General features: G+C 70.7%; 28 protein-coding genes and 1 pseudogene. 10 read left to right on the forward strand and 19 right to left on the reverse strand.

Annotation, left to right across the window (positions count from 1 at the left end; genetic code table 11):
* Positions 1–50: 50 nt before the first annotated feature.
* Together ACZ6BB_RS35810 and ACZ6BB_RS35815 are read right to left on the reverse strand one after the other, a co-directional pair.
* Positions 51–251 (reverse strand): DUF397 domain-containing protein, encoded by a 201-nt coding sequence (locus ACZ6BB_RS35810; protein ID WP_471619303.1) that lies wholly within the window; start codon positions 249–251, stop codon positions 51–53.
* A 37-nt stretch (positions 252–288) separates the two neighbouring features.
* Positions 289–774, reverse strand: a pseudogene (locus ACZ6BB_RS35815) (Scr1 family TA system antitoxin-like transcriptional regulator); the annotation flags it as partial.
* 372 nt (positions 775–1,146) lie between these two features.
* On the opposite strand from ACZ6BB_RS35815, the gene ACZ6BB_RS35820 reads away from it, so the two are divergent.
* Entirely contained in the window at positions 1,147–1,491 is a 345-nt protein-coding gene (locus ACZ6BB_RS35820; protein WP_471619304.1) for a hypothetical protein, read from the forward strand.
* A 192-nt stretch (positions 1,492–1,683) separates the two neighbouring features.
* Here the strand turns inward: ACZ6BB_RS35820 and ACZ6BB_RS35825 are convergent, their stop codons facing one another.
* From ACZ6BB_RS35825 to ACZ6BB_RS35840, 4 genes are all read right to left on the reverse strand, one after another.
* On the reverse strand, positions 1,684–2,070 hold the full coding sequence (locus tag ACZ6BB_RS35825) for a GntR family transcriptional regulator (protein ID WP_471619305.1): 387 nt from the start codon (positions 2,068–2,070) through the stop codon (positions 1,684–1,686).
* On the reverse strand, positions 2,063–2,854 hold the full coding sequence (locus tag ACZ6BB_RS35830; protein ID WP_471619306.1) for a hypothetical protein: 792 nt from the start codon (positions 2,852–2,854) through the stop codon (positions 2,063–2,065). The genes ACZ6BB_RS35825 and ACZ6BB_RS35830 overlap by 8 nt, the downstream gene beginning before the upstream one ends.
* A gap of 168 nt (positions 2,855–3,022) precedes the next feature.
* Positions 3,023–4,018, reverse strand: a complete 996-nt coding sequence (locus tag ACZ6BB_RS35835) for an isopenicillin N synthase family dioxygenase (RefSeq protein ID WP_471619307.1) — start codon at positions 4,016–4,018, stop codon at positions 3,023–3,025.
* Positions 3,990–4,472, reverse strand: coding sequence for a nucleoside deaminase (locus ACZ6BB_RS35840; protein WP_471619308.1), 483 nt, complete (start codon positions 4,470–4,472; stop codon positions 3,990–3,992). The genes ACZ6BB_RS35835 and ACZ6BB_RS35840 overlap by 29 nt, the downstream gene beginning before the upstream one ends.
* Positions 4,473–4,721: 249 nt before the next feature.
* On the opposite strand from ACZ6BB_RS35840, the gene ACZ6BB_RS35845 reads away from it, so the two are divergent.
* Together ACZ6BB_RS35845 and ACZ6BB_RS35850 are read left to right on the forward strand one after the other, a co-directional pair.
* Complete coding sequence (locus tag ACZ6BB_RS35845; protein ID WP_471619309.1) at positions 4,722–5,930, forward strand: sensor histidine kinase; 1,209 nt, start codon at positions 4,722–4,724, stop codon at positions 5,928–5,930.
* Positions 5,931–6,078: 148 nt separating this feature from the next.
* Entirely contained in the window at positions 6,079–6,456 is a 378-nt protein-coding gene (locus ACZ6BB_RS35850; RefSeq protein WP_471619310.1) for an SH3 domain-containing protein, read from the forward strand.
* A gap of 130 nt (positions 6,457–6,586) precedes the next feature.
* Here ACZ6BB_RS35850 and ACZ6BB_RS35855 read toward each other — a convergent pair whose 3' ends face one another.
* A complete protein-coding gene (locus ACZ6BB_RS35855; RefSeq protein ID WP_471619311.1) occupies positions 6,587–6,889 on the reverse strand; it encodes a hypothetical protein in 303 nt (100 codons plus the stop codon).
* A 214-nt stretch (positions 6,890–7,103) separates the two neighbouring features.
* Between ACZ6BB_RS35855 and ACZ6BB_RS35860 the strand changes: the two genes are divergently transcribed.
* Both ACZ6BB_RS35860 and ACZ6BB_RS35865 read left to right on the forward strand, forming a co-directional pair.
* The gene (locus ACZ6BB_RS35860; RefSeq protein WP_471619312.1) at positions 7,104–8,264 is read left to right on the forward strand and encodes a sensor histidine kinase; all 1,161 of its coding nucleotides are present in this window, start codon (positions 7,104–7,106) and stop codon (positions 8,262–8,264) included.
* Positions 8,261–8,944 carry a response regulator gene (locus ACZ6BB_RS35865; protein WP_471619313.1) on the forward strand — a complete coding sequence of 228 codons (684 nt, stop codon included), beginning with the start codon at positions 8,261–8,263 and terminating at the stop codon, positions 8,942–8,944. The genes ACZ6BB_RS35860 and ACZ6BB_RS35865 overlap by 4 nt, the downstream gene beginning before the upstream one ends.
* 47 nt (positions 8,945–8,991) lie before the next feature.
* Here ACZ6BB_RS35865 and ACZ6BB_RS35870 read toward each other — a convergent pair whose 3' ends face one another.
* The 11 genes from ACZ6BB_RS35870 to ACZ6BB_RS35920 all read right to left on the reverse strand — a co-directional run bounded on the left by ACZ6BB_RS35870 (position 8,992) and on the right by ACZ6BB_RS35920 (position 15,233).
* The gene (locus ACZ6BB_RS35870) at positions 8,992–9,417 is read right to left on the reverse strand and encodes a gas vesicle protein K (RefSeq protein ID WP_471619314.1); all 426 of its coding nucleotides are present in this window, start codon (positions 9,415–9,417) and stop codon (positions 8,992–8,994) included.
* Complete coding sequence (locus tag ACZ6BB_RS35875) at positions 9,392–9,679, reverse strand: gas vesicle protein (RefSeq protein ID WP_471619315.1); 288 nt, start codon at positions 9,677–9,679, stop codon at positions 9,392–9,394. The genes ACZ6BB_RS35870 and ACZ6BB_RS35875 overlap by 26 nt, the downstream gene beginning before the upstream one ends.
* 2 nt (positions 9,680–9,681) lie before the next feature.
* A complete protein-coding gene (locus ACZ6BB_RS35880) occupies positions 9,682–10,197 on the reverse strand; it encodes a gas vesicle protein (protein WP_471619316.1) in 516 nt (171 codons plus the stop codon).
* Positions 10,194–11,336, reverse strand: a complete 1,143-nt coding sequence (locus ACZ6BB_RS35885) for an SRPBCC family protein (RefSeq protein ID WP_471619317.1) — start codon at positions 11,334–11,336, stop codon at positions 10,194–10,196. The genes ACZ6BB_RS35880 and ACZ6BB_RS35885 overlap by 4 nt, the downstream gene beginning before the upstream one ends.
* A complete protein-coding gene (locus ACZ6BB_RS35890; RefSeq protein WP_471619318.1) occupies positions 11,329–12,060 on the reverse strand; it encodes an ABC transporter substrate-binding protein in 732 nt (243 codons plus the stop codon). The genes ACZ6BB_RS35885 and ACZ6BB_RS35890 overlap by 8 nt, the downstream gene beginning before the upstream one ends.
* Positions 12,057–12,320: a gas vesicle protein GvpG gene (locus tag ACZ6BB_RS35895; protein ID WP_471619319.1), complete on the reverse strand. Its 264-nt coding sequence runs from the start codon at positions 12,318–12,320 to the stop codon at positions 12,057–12,059. The genes ACZ6BB_RS35890 and ACZ6BB_RS35895 overlap by 4 nt, the downstream gene beginning before the upstream one ends.
* Before the next feature lie 21 nt (positions 12,321–12,341).
* Positions 12,342–13,055: a GvpL/GvpF family gas vesicle protein gene (locus tag ACZ6BB_RS35900; RefSeq protein WP_471619320.1), complete on the reverse strand. Its 714-nt coding sequence runs from the start codon at positions 13,053–13,055 to the stop codon at positions 12,342–12,344.
* Positions 13,056–13,063: 8 nt separating this feature from the next.
* Positions 13,064–13,516, reverse strand: a complete 453-nt coding sequence (locus tag ACZ6BB_RS35905) for a gas vesicle structural protein GvpA (RefSeq protein WP_471619391.1) — start codon at positions 13,514–13,516, stop codon at positions 13,064–13,066.
* A 121-nt stretch (positions 13,517–13,637) separates the two neighbouring features.
* Positions 13,638–13,964 (reverse strand): gas vesicle protein GvpO, encoded by a 327-nt coding sequence (locus ACZ6BB_RS35910; RefSeq protein ID WP_415923805.1) that lies wholly within the window; start codon positions 13,962–13,964, stop codon positions 13,638–13,640.
* 77 nt (positions 13,965–14,041) lie between these two features.
* On the reverse strand, positions 14,042–14,776 hold the full coding sequence (locus ACZ6BB_RS35915; protein WP_471619321.1) for a MerR family transcriptional regulator: 735 nt from the start codon (positions 14,774–14,776) through the stop codon (positions 14,042–14,044).
* Positions 14,777–14,825: 49 nt separating this feature from the next.
* Complete coding sequence (locus ACZ6BB_RS35920; protein ID WP_471619322.1) at positions 14,826–15,233, reverse strand: PLD nuclease N-terminal domain-containing protein; 408 nt, start codon at positions 15,231–15,233, stop codon at positions 14,826–14,828.
* A gap of 93 nt (positions 15,234–15,326) precedes the next feature.
* Here ACZ6BB_RS35920 and ACZ6BB_RS35925 point away from each other — a divergent pair, with 93 nt between their 5' ends.
* Entirely contained in the window at positions 15,327–16,784 is a 1,458-nt protein-coding gene (locus ACZ6BB_RS35925) for a menaquinone biosynthesis decarboxylase (RefSeq protein ID WP_471619323.1), read from the forward strand.
* Positions 16,781–17,683, forward strand: a complete 903-nt coding sequence (gene mqnP / locus ACZ6BB_RS35930) for a menaquinone biosynthesis prenyltransferase MqnP (protein WP_471619324.1) — start codon at positions 16,781–16,783, stop codon at positions 17,681–17,683. The genes ACZ6BB_RS35925 and mqnP overlap by 4 nt, the downstream gene beginning before the upstream one ends.
* Before the next feature lie 220 nt (positions 17,684–17,903).
* On the opposite strand, the gene ACZ6BB_RS35935 is transcribed toward mqnP, so the two are convergent.
* Positions 17,904–18,527 (reverse strand): rhomboid family intramembrane serine protease, encoded by a 624-nt coding sequence (locus tag ACZ6BB_RS35935; protein WP_471619325.1) that lies wholly within the window; start codon positions 18,525–18,527, stop codon positions 17,904–17,906.
* 91 nt (positions 18,528–18,618) lie between these two features.
* On the opposite strand from ACZ6BB_RS35935, the gene ACZ6BB_RS35940 reads away from it, so the two are divergent.
* The 3 genes from ACZ6BB_RS35940 (at position 18,619) to mqnE (ending at position 21,118) form a co-directional block, all read left to right on the forward strand.
* Complete coding sequence (locus tag ACZ6BB_RS35940; protein ID WP_471619326.1) at positions 18,619–19,317, forward strand: UbiX family flavin prenyltransferase; 699 nt, start codon at positions 18,619–18,621, stop codon at positions 19,315–19,317.
* 94 nt (positions 19,318–19,411) lie between these two features.
* Positions 19,412–19,870: an Lrp/AsnC family transcriptional regulator gene (locus ACZ6BB_RS35945; RefSeq protein WP_471619327.1), complete on the forward strand. Its 459-nt coding sequence runs from the start codon at positions 19,412–19,414 to the stop codon at positions 19,868–19,870.
* 84 nt (positions 19,871–19,954) lie between these two features.
* On the forward strand, positions 19,955–21,118 hold the full coding sequence (mqnE, locus tag ACZ6BB_RS35950; protein WP_471619328.1) for an aminofutalosine synthase MqnE: 1,164 nt from the start codon (positions 19,955–19,957) through the stop codon (positions 21,116–21,118).
* The last annotated feature ends 19 nt before the right edge of the window (positions 21,119–21,137 follow it).

Genomic DNA, 21,137 nt, shown 5'->3' on the forward strand with positions numbered 1-21,137 from the left:
GTGGGGGGAGGGGCAGTTGTTTCGGAGTACGGCGAAGTCTGCCCGTTCGCTTACGACTCTGACCGTACGGCGCCTATGAAGGAGAGCCAGGCGGAGCGGTTGATGACCAGTACCGGGCCGTCAGTGTTCTTGCTGTCGCGGACGGGGACGAGGCCGGGGATATCGGGGGCGATTTCGATGCAGTCGCCCGCGTTCTCGCCGCTGTGGCTGCTCTTGATCCAGGTCGCCTTGCTCAACTCGTACCTGTGCATGATGCTCGTACCCCTTCATCACGTCGCTGATCAGAGCGGCAGACTCGCGAGCTGACGGGATGTCGGCCCGCAGCACACCATAGGTTCGGCTATGTCGGGCGTAGGCCGCCGGTTCGTTGTTGAAGTAGCTGTGGTCAAGTGACTCGGAATAGAGCCATCGTTCGTCCGGAAACTCGATCAATGCCATGGACTGCCTGGGGCGGCGGAGGCCGAAATGGTCTGCTGGGGCGACTTGGATACGGATATTTGAGTGCTGTCCGACGCGGAGCAGGTGCGCGCAGTTGTGGGGCCTGCGCCGAGCTGGCCGCACGGCGCGGGGAGGCGCGGGCCCGGTACGACCGGAGCGCGGAGACCGACGCGAACGTGCTGCTGCGGCACCATCAACGACGGGAGCACGCGGGAGGCGCCCGCGGAGTCGGGCGTGCGGAGTGATCCGGCGGCGATGGGAGGACGTCCCTGTGTGGGCGGCCGTACTGAAGAGCTGTTCGTCGGTGGCCGGGGACGATCGAGGATCGGCGCACACGGGTCTGTCCTCTCCGTGAGCCGGTCCAGGGCCTCGGCCGCTACGGCGGTCAGCAGGCTGTCCTTGTCGGGGGAGTGCCGGTACGGCGCCCCGCGAGTGACTCCCGCGAGTGACTCCCGCGCGGGCTCCGACCGCGCCCGGACCGCCGCTGTCGAGCAGACCGGCGGCCGCATCCAGCAGGGCGCGCGGCGTCGCGGCAGCGGATCAGGGCTTACCCGCAGGCAGCCCCTTGACAACGACTCGATGCCCTCAATAAGTCATGGACATGATTGGCGGCGGGTCCGTATCGTGCTTCCCGACCAGTCCGTCGGTCATGCAGGACCGACGGCACGCGGCCGGCCCGACCAGCCGGCCCGAACAGTGGGGGATCCCATGCTCAACAGGAAGACGCCCGGAAAGAAGAAGCTCACCTCGCTCCTCTCCGCACCGTTGCTGCTCGGCGGCATCGCCGTGGCCGCGCCCGTCGCCCTGGCCACCCCGGCCGTCGCCGCGCCGCACGGCTGCGGGTTCACTCAGATCAACACCTACTCGATCAGCCAGACCTGCCACTTCGGCCCGGGAGAGCAGCGGCTCAAGATCCGCTGCACGGACGGCATCAACGGCGACACGTACACCGTCTGGGGCCCGTGGAAGGAGTGGTACCAGAAGTCCGTGGCCGCGTGTGGCGCGCCCCAGCGGACCACCGCGAGGTTCCTCGACACGCAGGTCAGGAACTGACCCGCAGCCCGACAGGCTCTGGCTGGATCCAGAACTGCCGCGCCTGCTCCGGCGGTACCTCCCGCCATGCGTCCTGCGGCCCGGAGCAGCTAGTGCCCCAACAGGCAACATTCGCCCCGTCGCGACGCCCGGCACGCCGAGAGCACGCACCGGACGCCGCTCCTTGACGGGCGAACGTTGCCTGCCGGGGCACTAGGGCCGGTCCGGGCCCAGGGCTTCGCGGACGGCCGTCAGGATCGCCTCGGAGTCGGCGCCCAGTGCGCGGGCCGACGCGGTGAAATCGCGGGCGAGCGTGGCCAGTCGGACGGTGTGCGGCCGGGCCGGGCCGGTGGGGGGTGCTGCCACCCGGGTGCCCGCGCCCCGGCGGGTGCGGATCAGTGCGCCGGCCTCCAGTTCGCGGTAGGCGCGGGCCACGGTGCCGGGGGCGAGTCCGAGGTCGGTGGCCAGCTGGCGGACGGTCGGCAGCCGGTCGCCCTCGGCCAGCCGCCCGGTGACGATCAGCGCGGCGAGCTGCGCGCGGATCTGCTCGTACGGCGGGACCTGGCTGGTGGTGTCGACGCGGACTGCGGCCTCACTCATCGTCGGAGGGCCCTTCCGTCGCCTCGTCGTCGACGGCCCGGGGCGCCACCACGGTGACGAGCGACCAGACGACGGTGAACAGGTTCAGCAGGGCCAGCGGGTAGAACACCCAGAAGGTGAGCACGCCCAGCACACCGGCGCAGCCCGTCTCCGTCAGCGCGAGGGAGACCATCAGCACGGCGTACAGCTGTTGGCTCGACACCAGCAGGCCCCAGGCTCCGGTGACCGCCCACGCGCGGTCCCGGCGCTGCTGTTCCCCGCCCGGGCCGTGGGCGATGCGGCGCAGGGCCCAGACGCAGGTGGGGGTGGCTATGGCGAGCGCCCCGAACATCGGGAGGGTGTAGTACAGGCCGGGCCAGGGGCCGGCGGTCGCGCGCATCCCGTTGCAGGTGAGGGTGAGGACCTTGCCCGTGCTGAGGATGCGGGCGGGGTCGACGGAGGCCGTGGCGGCCGTGATCACGAGCAGGACGGCGAGGGAGACCCCCTGGAGCGCGATCAGGGGGCCCATGTGCGGTGGGACATGGTCTCTGACCAGGCGCGGGGCGAGGCTCGCGGTGCGGACCGCCTCCTGGGGGCGCAGGGTCAGCGCGTCGGCGAGGAGGACTCCGGCCACCGCGCACAGGCCGAAGGCGGTGATGCAGAACACCACGCGCTGCTCGAACTCGACGTCCCCCAGTGTGGACAGCGCCTGGGCGACCACGAGACCGATGGCCAGTCCGGACCAGCGGGCGTAGTGGTCGGCGTGGTCGAGGAGCCGGTGCTGGAACGGGGCAGTGTCGAGCATGCGGAGATCCCCCCGGATCATCTTGTATCAAGCGGTGAGTACAAGATGCCGTGGGGCGGGATCTTGTGTCAAACGCTCGATACAAGACGACGTGGACGCCAGGGGAGACGGCCCGGGGGGCGCGAAGGTTCCCCGGCGAGGAGATCTCCCCGCCGTGACGAAGGGCGGTCAGCCGACGGTGATCGAGTCCAGCTGCGCCCGCAGATGGACGTGCGAATCCACCGGCGGGTGCGCCACCCGCCCGATCGGCGGCGGCACGGACTCGACGATCGTGCCCGGGGTGCACTCGCCGAAGTAGACCAGCGACATCAGCTCCTCGGTGGGTTCGTCGGCCGGGGGCGGCAGCACCCGGTGGCGCCCGGAGCGCCAGCGGTCCCCGGTCCAACGGGCCAGCAGATCACCGACGTTGATGGTGAAGGCGGCGGGGTCGTACGGGGCGTCCTCCCAGCCGCCCTCGTCCGTGAACACCTGGAGACCGCCCTTCCCGGCCTGCCGGTCGAGGATCGTGACCGTGCCGAAGTCGGTGTGCGGGCCGATGCGGAACTGGCCCGGCGCCGGGTCGCCGATGACGTCCGTGCCCGGGTACCAGTTGATGTTGAAGCCGTAGGTGGGGTGGCTCATGTGCCGGGAGAAGAAGTCCGGCTCCAGACCGAGCGCCTCGCCGAGGAGCGTGAGCAGCAGGTTCTCCAGCTCGCCCATCCGCGCCAGGTACTCCTCGCAGAGCGCCCGCAGTTCCGGCACCTCCGCCGGCCAGACGTTCGGCGCGTACCACTCGGCGTTCACGGCCGGGTCGTCGAACGGCTCGTGCGTCGCGAACGTCAGCGACTCCTTGAGGTCCGGCGGGGTCTCCGTCCCCTCCGCGTACCCGTTCGCCTCGGCCCCCGGCCCGAGCCAGCCCCGCCCCCCGACCTTCACCTCGTACGCCCGCTTGGCCTCGACGGGCAGCACGAAGAAGGCCCGGGCGGCCTCGCGGATACGCCTCCGGAGCGACGGATCGACCCCATGACCGGTCACGAGCAGGAAACCGGCGGTCTGGAGCGCCTCGTCGACGGTACGGGCGATGCCGGCGCGGGCCTCGGGGCCGCCGTCGAGCCAGGGGCGCAGATCGATGGTGGGGATGCGGGGCGTTCTGGGCCTACTCACCGATGTCACCGATGTCCTCATTCCACAGTGCCGGGTTGTTCTCGACGAAGTCACGCATCAGGGACACACACTCAGGGTCGTCCAGCACCAGGACCTCCACGCCGTGCTCGGCGAGCCAGTCGTGCCCGCCGTGGAAGGTCGTGGCCTCCCCGACCACCACCCGCGAGATCCCGAACTGCCGCACCAGGCCGGAGCAGTACCAGCACGGCGAGAGCGTCGTCACCATCGTCGTACCGCGATACGTCCGCTGCCTCCCCGCCGCGCGGAACGCGGCCGTCTCGGCGTGCATGGAGGGATCGTCGTCCTGGACGCGCCGATTGCGACCGCGCCCGAGGAGGCTGCCGTCCGGCCCGTAGAGCGCGGCCCCGATGGGGATGCCGCCCTCGGCGAGCCCGGCACGCGCCTCCTCGACGGCGGTGGCGAGCCATGCGCGTGCCTGTGCGCCGGACTGAGTCGGTGACTGCGGCTGGTCCATGAGCCCACTCTGCCCTCGAATCGGCGGGGCTACGACTGTGGCCCGCGCCGTCGCCCGAGCCGGGCCTGTCTGGGACACTCCGGCACAGCGCTGCGCGAGGGGCCGCAGCCGGCCGGAAGGGCCGTTCGCTCTCGCCCCGGACATGGGTTGAACCACGCCCGAGACGAGGGCGATCGCCGACGTACCACCAGGGGTGTGGCTGTGGTTGAGAACCGGGGGGAGCGATCGCTCCGGACCCAGGCTCGGACGATGTCCGCGCAGCACCCGTGGAGCACAGCGGTGCGCAGGGTCTTCCCGCAGGTGGCGGACACCGTCTACGCGGTGGTGTCGGTCTGGATCTCCAGCACCATGCTGCACAACTGGCCCGACCCGCACGGTTACTGGCGGCCCGTCGACGCATGGGCGTATGCCCTGATCGCCCTGGTCTACCTCCCGCTGGCCGTGCGCCGCCGGGCTCCCCTGACCGTGCTGGTCGGTACGGCGTCCTGCACGCTGTGCTATTTCACCCTGGGCTACTACCACGTGGTCGTCGTCTGCGGACTGGGTCTCGCGTTCTACACCGTCGCGGCTCTGTGCCCGCGCAGGACCGTGGCGAAGTGCGCGGCCGTGTCGCTGCTCGTGCTGCTGTGGGGCACGCGGCTCGCCGAGCCCGGCATCGGCCCGCTCAGCGTCGTCTTCGTGACCGTGATGGTCGCCGTGCTGTGGGTGACCGGCGACCGGGCCCGGCGGCTCGCGGAGCGCGGCGAGCGACTCGCCGTGCTCACCGAGCAACTGCGACTGGAGCAGGAGGAGAAGGCTCAGCGGGCCGTCATCGCCGAGCGCATGAAGATAGCCCGTGAACTGCACGACGTGATCGCCCACCACGTGTCCGTGATCTCCGTCCAGACCGGCCTGGCCGGATACGTCTTCACCTCCGATCCGCGGACCGCCCGCAAGGCTCTCGACACCATCGCGGGCAGCGCCCACGAGGCGATGGCGGAAATGCGCCGCATGCTTGTCGTGCTCAGGGAAGGGCTGGAACGCGTCGAGGAAGGGGAGGGCGCGGGAGACTACAACGCGCCGCCCGGACTCGGGCGGCTGGACCGGTTGGCCCGGCGCGTCAGAGCCGCGGGCGTCCCCGTCGACGTCCGGATCACGGGCACTCCGTTCACGCTGCCGCCAGGCGTCGACCTGTGCGTCTACCGGGTCATCCAGGAAGCCCTCACCAACGTCATGAAACACGCGTCGGCCGCGAACGCGAGCGTCACGGTGCACTACGACGAAGCCACGGTCCGCGTCCGTGTCACCGACGACGGACAGGAGCCGGTGCCGACCGGTACCACCGCGGGGCCCGCCGCCCATGGCTTGATCGGCATGCGCGAGCGGGCCGGCATCTACGGCGGGACGGTGACCGCCGGCCCCGGCCCGCGGGGCGGGTTCGAAGTGGGACTGACCATTCCGGTGCCCGGCGGCAGGTGAGGAGGGGCGACCGCGGCTACCGCGAGGGTTTACCCGGAGCCAACCCTTGGGTTGACGTGCACAGGCCGGGGCTCCGCGTAACTTCCTGCAGGTCCATGACCGAGTCGCCCGCACCTGGCGGGACGTACCGACATCGCAGGAGAACCCGATGAGATCTTCACGCACGCAGGCAGCCGTCGTCGCGACCGGAGCCGCCGCGATCCTCGCCGCCGGAATGGCCTTCGCACCCGCGGCCGGCGCCGACGCGTTCCGATGCGGATCCTTCGGGAGCGACTCGCGGGCGATGTGCGCATACGTGCAGAGCGCGCCCAACGGGCTGACGGTGCGCACCGGCCCCAGCTCCCAGGCCTCCCCGCTGTACACCCTCGCCAACGGCACCAAGGTCGAGGTCGACTGCTGGACCACCGGCAGCTCCGTGAACGGCTACAACATCTGGGCCAAGCTCTACTCGCCCAGCGGATCCCGGTACGTCAGCGACTTCTACCTGTCGACGGGACACATCCAGAGCTACGTGAACCACTGCTGACACGCCCAAAACCGGCCCGGCGGCCCGTCCTCACCCCCGGGGAGGACGGGCCGCCGAGTGTCCGGCGCCGTGCCGTCGTGGCCGGCCGAGCGTCAGTGAACTCCTGCGCCCGGGTGAACCGGATGAGAGGTCACCACTGGTCGATCCAGCGGTGGGTCATCGTGCCGCTGCCGCAGCGGGCGTACTTCGTTTCGCGAACGCTGCTGATCTCGGAGTAGTAGTTGTGGCCGCCGCACCGGACGCCGACGCGCCAGTCCCTGCCGCCGGAGCACCAGCCGGACGCGCGGTAGTCGCCGAGCCTCGTGGTCGAGCAGGACATGGCTTGGGCGGCGGTCTCGCCGCCGGAGGCCGCGGAGGCGGCGGGGGCGAGTGCGAGCCCGCCACCGAGAGCGACCGCCGCAGTGGTGAGGGCGAGGGTTCTACGTATCTTCATGAGTTCCGGTTCCCCTTCTCGGAAGCGAGGCCGACGGTCAGCCGGCTCGTCGTGGTGCTGGTCCAGGACGCTACGGGCGGGCCACTCACGGCGTCGTCCCACGCCGGGTGGAACTCCGGGTCGACGCAGGGCGGTAGACGCGCGGTTCCTGCAACTTGCCCTGTACCGCAGAAGGTTGACGCCGCGTCGACGGGCGCGGCGCTACGCTGCGGCGATGCGGATCCGGGCGCCTCGCGCCTCAGTCGTCGACGTGCTCATCGCCATGGCGTTGGCCGGCGTGGCCCTGCTGCTCGGACAGGAGGCCGTGAGCCAGGGGAAGGACCCGCTCGACGAATCCGGCTACACCTTGGTGCTCCTGGTCCATCTGCCGCTCACGGTCCGCAGCCGGGCACCGGTCGCCGTCTGCTGTCTGGTGCATCTCATCTGGTGCGCGTACGTCACCGCCGGCTACTGGCCCGTGGTGGGCTCCTACGGCCCCATGCTCGCCGTCTACACGGTGGCCTCACTGCGGCACCCCCGCGTCTCCGTGCCCTGCGCGGCGCTGATGAGCGCCACCTGGGTCTACGCGGGCGTGGTGAGCCACTCCGACTCGATGGCGTCCGTGGTCGGGCAGGCCGTCGTCTACCCCACGATGCTCTGGCGGTTCGGCCTCGTCGCCCGCAGACTGGACGGACTCGCCCGCCGACTGCGTCAGGAGCAGGCGCAGCGCGCCCGGCGGGAGGTCGCCGAGGAGCGCGGCCGTATCGCCCGCGAACTGCACGACGTGGTCGCCCACCACATGTCGGTGATCTCCGTGCAGAGCGGTCTCGCCCGGTTCGTCTTCGACTCCGACCGGGACACCGCGCGCACCGCGCTCGACACCATCGACGCCACCGGCAGGGAGGGGCTGGAGGAACTGCGGCGCATGCTGACGGTGCTGCGGGCTTCCGACGACGGGGCGCCGACCGCGCCGATGCCCGGCCTGGCCCGCCTCGGCGAGATGGCTGAGCGCATCCGGGCCGGCGGCACCCCCGTGACGCTGCGGATCGAGGGCACCCCGCGCCCGCTGGCCCCCGGCGTCGAACTGTGCGCGTACCGGGTCGTCCAGGAAGCGCTGACCAACGTACTGAAACACGCTCCGGGGGCGAGCGCGCAGGTGGAACTCTCCTACCGGCCGCACGAGGTGACCGTTTCGGTCACGGACGACGGACAGGGGGCGGTTCCGGACAAGCCTCCTGCGGTTGGCGGGAATGGCTTGATCGGTATGCGGGAGCGGGCCAAGCTCTACGGCGGGACGATCAGTATCGGCCCGGGGGATGACGGGGGGTTCGCCGTGCGGTTGAGCCTGCCGACTTCCCCGCAGGCCGTACGCCGGGAGGACGACACCGCGGAATGACCGGACGACGCGATACCAGGGTGCTCGTCGTCGACGACCAGTTCCTCATCCGTGCCGGCCTGGTGGGGCTGCTGCACGCCGCGCCCGGCGTCGAGGTCGTCGGGGAGGCGGCGGACGGCGCGGAGGCCGTCGAGGTGGCGGCACGAACCCGGCCCGACGTGATCCTGATGGACATCCGAATGCCCGGCATGAACGGCATCCAGGCCACCGAACACATCCTCGCCCAGGCCCCCGATCCAGCGCCCAGGGTCCTGGTGCTGACCACCTTCGACCTCGACGAGTACGTGTACGGGGCGCTGCGGGCCGGGGCGTCGGGGTTTCTGCTCAAGGACTCGGGGCCCGAGCGGCTGCTCGCCGCGGTGGCCGCGGTCGGCGGCGGCGACGCGCTGTTCGCGCCCAGCGTCACGCGGCGACTGGTCGAGGCGTTCGCCCGGCAGGGCGGGGCCGTCGGCGCCGGTGAACAGCCGCCCGACCTGGCGGCCCTGACCTCGCGTGAGGTCGAGGTCCTGAAACTCATCGCGCGGGGCCTGTCCAACCTGGAGATCGCCGACCGGCTCTACATCAGTGAGGCGACCGTGAAGACGCACCTCAACCGCACCATGACCAAGCTGGCACTGGGCAGCAGGGCCCAGGCGGTCGTGGTCGCGTACGAGACGGGGTTGGTGACGCCCGGTGGCTGAGGGCGGCTTCGCGCTTTCGTGTCCTCGCGTTTTCGTGCCTTCGCGGATCAGGGCGGCGGGAGGAGGGGGCCCAGGGGGCCGAGGTCGAGGTTGAGGTCGTCCAGGGTGAGGCCGTAGCGGTCGCAGAGCTCGGTCATCCGGTCGTGCAGGACCATCAGGGTCATGCCGAGCCGTTCCTCCTGGTCCTCGGTGAGGCCGCCCCGGTCGACGCGGTGCAGGGCCTGGCGTTCCATCAGCTGGCGGAGCAGTTCCACGATGGTGAGGACCAGACGGACGAGGTCCCGCTCGACCGTGTCGGGGTCGGTGCGCAGCCGCCGGGCGACGGTTCCCGTGCCGGCCCGGCCGGTGGGCGGCGGGGGGAGGTCGTCCGGCCGCGCGGGGAGCAGCGAGAACGCGCGGCTCGCGGCGTCGGCGACCTCGCCGAGACGGTCGGTGCGGGGGCCGCCGTCAGACCGGGGGTCCGGGACTGTCATCGGTGCCGTCTCCCTCCAGGGGCGTCCGCTCGGGCAGGTCCAGCGCCCACTGCTCGTCCATCTGTTCGCGTACGGCGACGATCACTGCCCGCAGCGACACTCGCACCAGGTCGATGTCCGCCACGCTGAGGACGAGGTCCCCGGTGAGGACCACACCGCCGCTCAGGAGCCGGTCGAGGAGGTCGATCAGCGCGACCTGCCGCCCGCTGATGGGGCGGTCGTCGTCGCCGTACACGGCGTGGCCGTCGGGGTCGCCGTACATGCTCAGGACCGGTCCTCGTCGGTGTCGTCGCCCTCGTCGCTCACCGGTCCGCGCCGCTTGCGCGGGGGCTCGGCCGGGCGGCTCTCGGTACGGCTCACCTTGCGGCCCGTACCGCGACGCTCGGCGGATCCGGCCGGTCGCGGCTTCCTCGCGGGCAGCTCAGGCGGCGCCTCGACCCGTTCGCGCAGCTCCTTCACCTCGGCGCGCAGGCGCTCGTTCTCGTCGGCGAGCGAGCGCCGGCCGTCGGAGCGGGACGCGCGGGAGGAGAGAGCGGGGTCGTGCTCCCACCAGTCGATGCCGATCTCCTTGGCCTTGTCGACGGAGGCCACGAGGAGGCGCAGTTTGATGGTGAGCAGCTCGATGTCGAGCAGGTTGATCTTGATGTCGCCGACGATCACGATGCCCTTGTCGAGCACACGTTCGAGGATGTCGGCGAGGTTCGCGCTGGAGCCCTGACCGCCGCCGTACGGGTACGGGCTCCGCGTCGGCGAGGGAACGGGGGAGTCGGACGGGGTCACGACTGGCTCGACCTCCTCGACCTCACCGGTTCCTCCTCGTCGTCCTCGCCCTCAGCCTCCTCGTCCCGCTCCTCGTCCTCGTCCTCGTAGTCGGCTGTGGCCTCGTCGTCGTCCTCCCACTCGTCTTCCTCGTCCTCGTCCTCCGCCCGGGGTTCCTCGTCCTCCGCCCGGGGTTCCTCGTCCTCGTCGTCCTGATCGTCGTCGTACCGGTCCTCGACGTCCTCGACGTCCTCGTCGTCCTCGTCGTACCGGTCCTCCGCGTCGTCCTCGTCCTGCTCCTGGACCTCTCCGTCACGGATCTCTCCGCGCCAGCCACCGGTGGCCTCGCCGCGCATCATGACGAACGTGCGGTACAGCTTGAGGTCGAGGCGGGCACGGCGGCCCTGGGCCCGGAAGAGTCCGCCCGTCTTCTCGAAGAGCCCCTGGGGGAAGTACTCCAGGACGAGCAGCACCTTGGTGAGGTTGTCCCCCAGGGGATGGAAGGTGACGACGCCCCTCGTGGTGCCCTTGTCGCCTTCGGAGGTCCAGGCGATGCGTTCGTCGGGTACCTGCTCCGTGATGGTGGCGCGCCAGTGCCGGTTCGACTTCGCGACCTTGACGTGCCACTGGGTGCTGGCCTCGTCCTTCTGCTCGACGCCGATCACACCCTTGGCGAACCGCTGGAACTCCTCGAACTGCGTCCACTGGTCGTACGCCTCGCGCACCGGAACGCCCACATCGATGTCCTCGATGATGGTGTGCCCCTTGCCGCTGCCGCCCGAGGGATCCTTGCCGTGGCCCTTGGTGAGGGCCTCCTTGGCCTTCTCGGTGACGTCCCCGGCCTTCTCGCCGACGCTGTCCTTCGCCTTGCCCGTGACACCCTTCGCCTTGTCGACCAGCGCGTCCTTGGCGTGGGACGCGGTCGACCTCACCGCTCCCGCGCTCATGTCGCCCAGTTTGCGCGCGCCCGTGCCCAGGCCGTGGCCCATGCCCTGGAGCATCACCGAGAGCCGGGCCTGGATGTAGTCCTCCAGCTCCTCCTTCAGCCGGCTCGTGCCCGCGTTGCCGTTCGGGTGCCCGTTCCCACCGGCGTCCTCGTCCGTCCTGCTGAGGGTGCCGGTACCAGCCGAGCCGCCTTTCGCCGTTCTGCCCTCAGCCATCGTCCTGCCTCCTCGACCGTGAGCCGCTGCCGCTCTTGGAGCGGCTCGCGGCGGCGGTCTTCTTCGTCGCGCGCGGTGCGCTCTTGCGCGTCGTGGACCCGCCGCGCTGAGTCGTCGAACGTCCGCCGCTCCTGCGAGCGGTGGTGGTGCCGCCGGACCTCTTGGCCGGCCGCTTCCGGCCCTCGCCGCCCTTCTCGTCCGCTTCGCCCTTCTCGTCCGCTTCGGCCTTCTCGTTCGCTTCGGCCTTCTCGTCCTCTCCGTCGTCCTGTTCGTCGGCCTGTCCTTCGTCCCGGCCCTCGTCGGGGCCGTTCCCCTCGTCCTCCTCGTCGCGGTCGCCGTCGTCGGCCTCGTCGTCGGCCTCGTCGTCGGCCTCTGCGTCGGCCTCGGCCTCGGCGTCCGCGTCCGCATCCGCTTCGTCCTGTGGGCCGTTCCCCTCGGCCCGCTCCCGCAGGCCCGCGGTGCGTTCATGCAGGGTTCCGGCCAGGCTGTCGGCCTTCGACGACAGCACGGAGGTCGCCGCGGCCTTGCCCGCGCCCGTCAGTTCGGTGCGGATCTGCCGGGTGAGGTCGCCGAGGAACGGGGCGTCGATCGCCTTGCCCAGCTGTCCGGGTCTGACCTGGGAGCCGGCCAGCAGCCCGCCCAGGCCGAGGGCGAGTTTGGCCTTCTTCGTCCGCCCCAGCAGATATCCGCCGAGGACGGCGGCGCCGATCGTGGCGTTGTTCATGACTGTGCCTCTCTCTGCTGGAGCCGGTAGGCGCTGATCTCCTCCAGCCGGTGCAGCAACTCCTCCTCGCGCCGCGCGAACTCCTCCTCACCGATCTGCCCCTCGCCCCGCGCGCGCTCCAGCCGCACCAGCTCCTCCTGGACGGGGGCCGGGTCGTAGTACTCGTCCTCGGCGACCTGCCGCACCTTGTCGACCACCCATCCGACGCCCCGCACGGGAGCGAACGGCAAGGTCAGAATGGTTCCGACCAGTCCCACCACAGCGCCTCCTCAGGTAATGCGTCAGACGAAGCTGTACGGCGGCAGCGGTCCGCGCAGCCGCAGCTCCACCCCCTCTCCCAGGGCCTCGGCCAGCTCCCCGCCGGCCTCGGCGAACTCCTCGGACCGCTCTCCGTCCACCAGGAAGGAGGCGTTCACGAAGTACTGCTGGGAGGGCGGCGAGAGCTGCTCGGCCCGGGCGTACGGCCGCAGCGCGGCGAGGGCCTCCTCGCCCAGCGCCTGTTGCCGGGCCTGCACCTCCCCGGCCACGAGTTCGCCGAGGGCGAGGCGGTCCTCGTACGTACCGCCGCCCTCGCGGATCGTCTCGTTCAGCTCACGGGCCTGCGGGGACTCCGTCAGGATGGCGCGCAGGAGGGTGTCCTCGTCCGCCACGCCCTTGACGTTGAACTCCGCGCACCCGGTGAGTTCGTCCAGGCGCCGGGAGTACGCCTCGGCCCGCTCCTGGAGCAGCGCCTCGACGGCGGACTCGTCCTCGGCGACGAACCCGAAGCTCAGCGGGAGGATGGCGCCGTCGGACCAGAGCTGTTCCTGGACCTCGTGATGGGCCTCCACGTCCCGGCGGCTCACCGAGAGCACCTCGGGGGCCTCGCTGACGACGGCGCTCAGGCCGGCGCTGCTGACGGCCCGCAGCTCGGCGGGGTCCTCGCCGACGCCCTTGACGTCGTCCAGGCCCAGCGGATGCGCCTGCTTGGTGATGGCGTAGACGTACACCGACATCGGCTCGCTCACTCCTCACGCTCTCGGGAGGAACGGCGGCTCGCGCCCCGCTCGGAGCGCACGCGCTGCCTCTCGCGGCCGGACTCGCGGTCCTCGTCTTCCCCGCGCCCCTTGTGGAGCGAGTCGGTGACGGCCTCGACCGCGCCCGTCAGGGCGCCCTTGCTCTTGCCCTTGGCGCCGGACTCGGTGGCGTCCCCGACGATGTCCGTCAGCTGGGAGGGGGCCTTGCGTCCCGCCTCCAGGTCCAGCCGGTTGCACGCCTCGGCGAAGCGCAGGTACGTGTCGACGCTGGCCACCACGACCCGGGCGTCGATCTTCAGGATCTCGATGCCCACCAGGGACACCCGTACGAACGCGTCGATGACCAGGCCCCGGTCGAGGACCAGTTCCAGCACGTCGTAGAGGTTCCCGGAGCCACCGCCGCGGGCGGCACCGGCGCCGCCCTCGCTCTGCGGCACCACAGTCACGATCTGTTCCCTTCCGGTACGGGAAGCCGTACGCCGGAGGGCTTCGGGCCGCGGCCGTGTCGAGGGCCACCGGTTTCCGCGAGGCGGTGTCAGCGGTGGCCGCGACCTCGGCGGCTCAGCGGGAGCCCCGGTCGACCTGTGCGCGCGTGTACCGCCGCCCGCGTTCGTACGCCAGCAGCTTGCCCGCGGGATCCAGGGCGACCCGGTAGGCGGCCATCACACTGGTCGTCTGCGGGACGCGCTCCAGCTCCAGGACCTCGACCTGCGCCTCCCAGCCCTCCTCGGTCGGCTTCAGCGCGGAAACGGACTCGGGAGCGCGGCCCAGCAGCTCGGCGAGCTGCTCGATCGCGTTCCGCATGGCTTCGGGCGCGGAGACGCGCTCCTCGGCGGGCTCCGACTGCCGCGACGAGGAACGGCGCTTCTCCGACTCCCGACCGTTCATCACTGTCACCTGCTTCTCCGTATACCCATCATTGCCCCTTTAAGCGGCATATGTGAATTTCTAGGGAACGGATGCCTTCAGCCGGAGGTCACGCCGTCGGGCGGCGTGAGATACGTGTGCAGGTGGCCCGCCCCCTCCAGCATCGCCGCCGTACGGGCGGTCAGCGTCGCGTGACGGGTCGTGACCGCGGTGCGGAGGGCCTCGGTGCCGCCCTCGTCGCGGAGGTCCTCCAGGACGGGGCGGATCTGGTCCAGGAGGTAGTGGTTGCGGCGCAGGGCGAGGATGAAACGGGCGTCGCGCACCTCGTCGGGGGCGTAGTGGCGGTAGCCGGTGCCGTACTCCCGGCGGGGCGCGAGGAGACCGGCGGCCTCCCAGACGCGGAGCGTCGAGGTGCGGACCCCGAGCAGGGCCGCGACCTCCCCGATCAGCAGGTCGGTGGCGGGGACGTCCTCCTCCGGCGGCTCCCCGGCCAGCGTCCGCAGCGCCTCAGCGGTCGCCCGTAGCGCCACCCGCTCCGCGTGCAGCGCCGCGTGCGCCTCGTCCACCAGCGCCAGCGCCCCCGGCACGTCCCCCTCGTGCACGGTCCGCATGATCCGGGTGGCCGCCACCGCCCCGTAGCCCTTCGACAGGGCCCGGTACGTCAGCAGGGCCCGCCGGTGCGCGTCCCCGAAGACCCGGTACCCCGACTCCGTGCGCGGGACGGGCGGAAGCACCCCGGCCGCCTCGTAGTTGCGGATCTGCTGGGTGGAGACGCCGGACAGGCGCGCGAGGTCGACGGGGCGCAGGCGGGGCGGGTGACGCCGGTGCGGCACGGGGGCTTCCTCGTCGTACGCCGGTCCTCGTCGTCCTCTTCCCCGGACGTCAGTCCTCGCTGTCCTTCTTGTCCCGCTTCTCGCCCTTCTCCTGCTCCTGGCGCCTCAACTCCTCCTCGCGGCGGCGGAGGTCGGCCTCCCAGCTCTTGAGGAGGGACTCGTCCTTCTTGTTGTCCTCGGCGAGGGACTTCAGGAACTCGGGGTTGTCGTCGGGGGCGACGTACTCGGTGCGATGGTTGCGCTGCCACTCGGAGGGCGTGCGCCCGCCCCCGGGGACGCCCCGCAGTTTTCCGGCGACGAGCCAGGCGATGGGGCCGACGATCCAGAAGAGCAGGATGATGAAGACCCAGGCGATCTTCGGCAGGTGCTTCGCCTCGTCCTCGGGGGTGTTGAGGCAGTCGATGAAGGCGTAGATCGTCAGCGCCAGCGGCACGAGGTACATCAACACCCTGAGCATGGAACAGCCCCCTGGAAGCGGTGGTGGTGACTCGGGGCGGTGCTCGGGGCCCCGTGACGGGGTCAGGGTAGCCCCTCGGGGATACTTGACCCCATGGCTTACGACGATCTTCGCTCCCTGCTCCGCGCACTGGAGCGCGAGGGCGATCTCAAGCGCATCAAGGCCGAAGTCGACCCCTACCTGGAGGTCGGGGAGATCGTCGACCGGGTCAACAAGGCCGGCGGCCCCGCCCTGCTGTTCGAGAACGTGAAGGGCTCCTCGATGCCCCTCGCGATGAACGTCTTCGGCACCGACCGCCGCCTGCTGAAGGCCCTCGGCCTGAAGTCGTACGGCGAGATCAGCGAGAAGATCGGCGGTCTGCTCAAGCCCGAGCTGCCGCAGGGCTTCGTGGGTGTGCGCGAGGCGTTCGGGAAGCTCGGCGCGATGACGCACGTCCCGCCGAAGAAGGTGAAGGCGGACAGCGCGCCCGTGCAGGAGGTGGTCCTCCAGGGCGACGACGTCGATCTGGACCAGTTGCCCGCGCTGTTCACCTGGCCCAAGGACGGCGGCTCCTTCTTCAACCTCGGCCTCACCCACACCAAGCACCCCGAGACCGGCATCCGCAACCTCGGCCTCTACCGCCTCCAGCGCCACGACAGGCGCACCATCGGCATGCACTGGCAGATCCACAAGGACAGCCGCAACCACTACCAGGTGGCCGCCAGGCGCGGCGAGCGCCTGCCGGTCGCCATCGCCTTCGGCTGTCCGCCCGCCGTGACGTACGCCTCCACGGCCCCGCTCCCCGGGGACATCGACGAGTACCTGTTCGCCGGGTTCGTCTCGGGCAAGCGGATCGAGATGGTCGACTGCAAGACCGTGCCGCTGCAGGTGCCGGCGCAGGCGGAGGTCGTGATCGAGGGCTGGCTGGAGCCCGGCGAGATGCTTCCCGAGGGTCCGTTCGGCGACCACACCGGCTTCTACACCCCGCAGGAACCGTTCCCCGCACTGAAGATCGACTGTGTGACGATGCGGAAGCGGCCGCTGCTGCAGTCGATCGTCGTGGGCCGTCCGCCTACGGAGGACGGGCCGCTCGGCCGCGCGACGGAACGCTTCTTCCTGCCCCTGCTGAAGATCATCGTCCCGGACATCGTGGACTACCACCTCCCCGAGGCGGGCGGCTTCCACAACTGCGCGATCATCTCGATCGACAAGAAGTACCCCAAGCACGCGCAGAAGGTCATGCACGCGATCTGGGGCGCCCACATGATGTCCCTGACCAAACTGATCGTGGTCGTCGACTCCGACTGCGACGTCCACGACCTCCACGAGGTCGCCTGGCGCGCCCTCGGCAACACGGACTACTCCCGCGACCTCTCGATCGTCGAAGGCCCGGTGGACCATCTGGACCATGCCTCCTACCAGCAGTTCTGGGGCGGCAAGGCAGGCATCGACGCGACGAAGAAGTGGATCGAGGAGGGCTACACACGGGACGGGGGCTGGCCCGACATGGTCGAGTCGGACCCGGCCACGGCGGCGCTCGTCGACCGCCGCTGGAAGGAGTACGGCCTGTGACCAGCGCCTCCGCCGCGATCCCGCAGCCGGGCCGCACCAAGGCCTTCCTGCGCCTGGTGATGATCGAGCACTCGATCTTCGCGCTGCCCTTCGCGTACATCGCCGCGCTCACCGCCATGTTCCGGCTGGACGGCAACATCCACTGGGTGCGGCTGCTCCTGGTCACCGTCTGCATGGTGGGCCTGCGCACCTTCGCGATGGCGGTCAACCGGATCATCGACCGGGAGATCGACGCCCGTAACCCGCGTACGGCGCACCGCGAACTGGTGACCGGGGCGATGTCGGTCAGGCACGCGTGGACCGGCGCCCTGATCGCGGTCGTGATCTTCCTCGGCTCGGCGGCGCTGCTCAACCCGCTCTGCCTCGCCCTGGCCCCCGTCGCCGTGATCCCGATGGTGGTCTATCCCTACGGGAAGCGTTTCACGAACTACCCGCAGGCCATCCTCGGTCTCGCCCAGGCCATGGGGCCCATCGGCGGCTGGCTCGCCATCACGGGGGAGTGGTCGTGGGAGGCGGTCGTCCTCGGTCTGGCGGTCGGCATCTGGATCGGGGGCTTCGACCTCATCTACGCCTGCCAGGACATCGACTCCGACCGCGAGTCCGGCGTGCTGTCGGTGCCGGCCCGCTTCGGCGTCCCGGCGGCGATCTGGGCGGCGCGGGTCTGTCACGCGCTGACGACGGCCCTGTTCGTCTGGTACGCGGTCCTCACCGAAGCGGGCGCGTTCCTGTGGCTGGGCCTGGCGATCGTGGCGGGCGCGTTCGTGTACGAGCACTCGATCGTGCGCCCGCACGACCTGTCCCGCCTGAACCGGGCGTTCTTCTCCGTCAACGGGTTCATCGGCATTGCCCTGTTCGGGTGCGCGCTGCTGGATCTCCTGGTTCGGGGTCTGACCGTGTAGCTACGGTGCGGCCTGCCATCGAGAGCAGGACCCCAGGGAGACAGGCGTGACCGTCTCGGGCATCGACCGCCTGCACTCGCAGCTCAGCAGACCGGAGGAGCAGCTTCCGCCGGGCTGGGCGCCGGTGAGCGATGCGGTGGTCCCCACCTGACCGTCGGTGCTCCCCTCGGCGAGCCCACGATCGCCACCGGCCGTCTCCCCGTGGACCCGGAGGCGCGCCCTACGCGTCGAGCCCCCTGCGGGGTTCGCGCCGCCGGAACAGGAACGCCGCCACCACTCCCGTCACCAACCCGATCAGATGCCCCTGCCAGCTGATGCCCGTCTCGGTCGGCGCGACCCCCGCCAGGATCGACCCGCCCCAGACGGCCGCGACGAGGACCCCTACCGCCACCCCCATCAGCCGCCGCTCGACGAACCCGCTGACGACCAGGAACCCGAAGAGCCCGAAGACCACGCCGGACGCCCCCGCCGTGTTCGTGTTGTCCGGGGATATCAGCCAGACACCCAGCCCGTCCGCGACGATGATCAGCGCGCAGACGGCGGCGAAGCGCCGCAGCCCCCCGAGCGCCGAGAGGAACCCCAGGACCAGCAGCGGCACGCTGTTCGCCGCGACATGGGCGAAGCCGAAGTGGATGAACGACGCGGGCACGACATCGGCCAGCTCGGGCACCGAGCGCGGGACGATCCCGAAGTCGTCCAGCGCGTGACCCGTCGCCACGTCGATCACTTCGAGCAGCCACAGCAGCGCCACCCAGCCCACCATCAGCCTGGCCGCGGCCTTCGCCCGGTCCCCGCGCGACCACTCCCGCTCGGGACTCAGCGCCCCACGCACTCCACCCGCCATGTCCAACCCCCGACTCGACTCGTCCCTCCAGGAAAACGGTCATGCCCCCTTGACCGGTTCCCGCCCCGCGACGCCGGATAGGCTCGGGGTCGTGAACCCAGTCAAGCCAGGAGAGACGCCGCGTACGCCTTGGATCGTAGGGGTGTCCGGCGCATCCGGCACCCCATACGCCGCGGCGGTGCTGCGCGCGCTCCTCGCCGCGGGCGAGAGCGTCGACCTCGTGGTGTCCCGGGCCTCGCGGCTCACCCTGCTCGACGAGACGGGTATCTCCTTCCGGGACGCCCACTGGCGTGACGACCTGCGGGAATGGCTGGCCCGCGGTGCCGACGGCAAGCCCGGCACGTTCGCCGTGCACCTCGACGGCGAGCGCGTGCGGTACTGGAGCGCCGGGGACCTGGCCGCCGGACCGTCCTCGGGCTCGTACCCCGTCAAGGGGATGCTGATCGTGCCCGCGTCGACCGCGTGCGTCGCCGGCGTGGCCCTGGGGCTCTCCAAGGACCTGCTGCAACGGGCGGCGAGCGTGACGCTCAAGGAGGGCCGGCGCCTGGTGGTCGCCGTACGCGAGACCCCGTTGAACGGGCAGACCCTGCGGCACCTGGTGACCCTGGACGAGGCGGGCGCGACCGTACTGCCCGCGTCCCCGGCCTTCTACGCGGGAGCCACGCACATCCAGGACCTGGTGGACTTCGTCGCCGGACGGGTGCTGGACGCGGCGGGCGTCCCCCACACCCTGTACCGGCGCTGGGAGGGCGAGGTGGGCGGCGCGCGCCCCGCGCACACGACCACCTGAGCGCCCCGCACGCTCAACCCTCGCGACGCACGACCCCGTACGACCTCACGCATCACTCACCACGCAAACTCTTCAGCGGAAGGCAACCGATCGTATGGACGCGGTGGACAGGCAGCTCATCCAGGCCCTGAGGGAGAACGGCCGGGCCTCCTACGCGGAGCTGGGACGCCTCGTCGGTCTGTCGGGACCCAGTGTCACCGACCGCATCAACCGGCTGGAGGCGGCCGGGGTCATCACCGGCTATCGCGCCACCGTCAACTCGGCCTCCCTCGGCCTCGGCGTGACCGCGCTCATCGGCATCTCCCTCTCCGACGCGGCCGACCACGAGGACGTGGCGACGCGCCTGCGGGACCTGGCCGAGATCGAGGACTGCTGGTTCATCGCGGGCGACGACTCCTTCATGCTCAAGGTGCGCGCCCCCGACGTGGACGGCCTGGAGAAGACCATCCGCCGGCTCTCCGGCACCAAGGGCGTCTCCCGGACCCGTACGACGATCGTGCTCTCCACGAAGTGGGAGAACCGGGTGGGTGAGCTGCCCGAGGAGGAGCAGTAGGGCGGTGGACGTAGGGTTGACGAGGCCCTCGCATCAGGCAGTGGCCAACGGATGGCAGCAGGTCGGTCGGTGAAAGGTGTGGGCATGGACGTCGGGCTCAAGCGCGAGCTGGAGGAGAAGGTCCGCTCCGGCGAGCGGCTGACCCGCGAGGACGGCATCGCGCTGTACGAGTCGGACGACCTGGCCTGGCTGGGCGGTCTGGCGCACGAGGTGCGGACGCGGAAGAACGGCGACGTCGTCCACTTCAACGTCAACCGCCACCTCAACATGACCAACGTGTGCACGGCGTCGTGCGCGTACTGCTCCTTCCAGCGCAAGCCGGGGGAGAAGGACGCGTACACGATGCGCATCGAGGAGGCGGTGAAGCTCGCCAAGGCGATGGAGGGCGAGAACCTCACCGAGCTGCACATCGTCAACGGGCTGCACCCGAACCTGCCGTGGCGCTACTACCCGCGCTCCCTCAAGGAGCTGAAGGCCGCCCTCCCGAACGTCTCGCTGAAAGCCTTCACGGCCACGGAGATCCACCACTTCGAGACGATCAGCGGCCTCACGGCCTCGGAGATCCTCGACGAGCTGATCGACGCGGGCCTGGAGTCGTTGACGGGTGGCGGCGCGGAGATCTTCGACTGGGAGGTCCGGCAGCACATCGTCGACCACCGCACCCACTGGGAGGACTGGTCGCGGATCCACCGCCTGGCGCACGAGAAGGGGCTCAAGACCCCCTGCACCATGCTCTACGGCCACATCGAGGAGCCGCGCCACCGGGTGGACCACGTCCTGCGCCTGCGTGAACTGCAGGACGAGACCGGCGGTTTCCAGGTCTTCATCCCCCTGCGCTACCAGCACGACTTCGTCGACATGCAGGACGGCAAGGTCCGCAACCGTCTCCAGGCCCGTACCCAGATGGCGACCGGCGCGGAGGCGCTGAAGACCTTCGCGGTGTCGCGGCTGCTGTTCGACAACGTCCCCCACGTCAAGGTCTTCTGGGTCATGCACGGCGTCCAGACGGCCCAGCTGGCGCTGCAGCACGGCGCCGACGACATGGACGGCTCGGTCGTCGAGTACAAGATCACCCACGACGCGGACAACTACGGCACGCCGAACAAGCTGACCCGCGAGGATCTGCTGGACCTCATCCGCGACGCGGGCTTCCACCCGGTGGAACGGAACACGAGGTACGAGGTGATCCGCGAGTACGACGGCCCCGACCCGGCGCGGAGGGAGTCCCCGCAGCCGATGCGGGTCTGAGGAGCCGGCCGCCCAAGGG

The organism is Streptomyces sp. NPDC041108, from assembly GCF_055592645.1.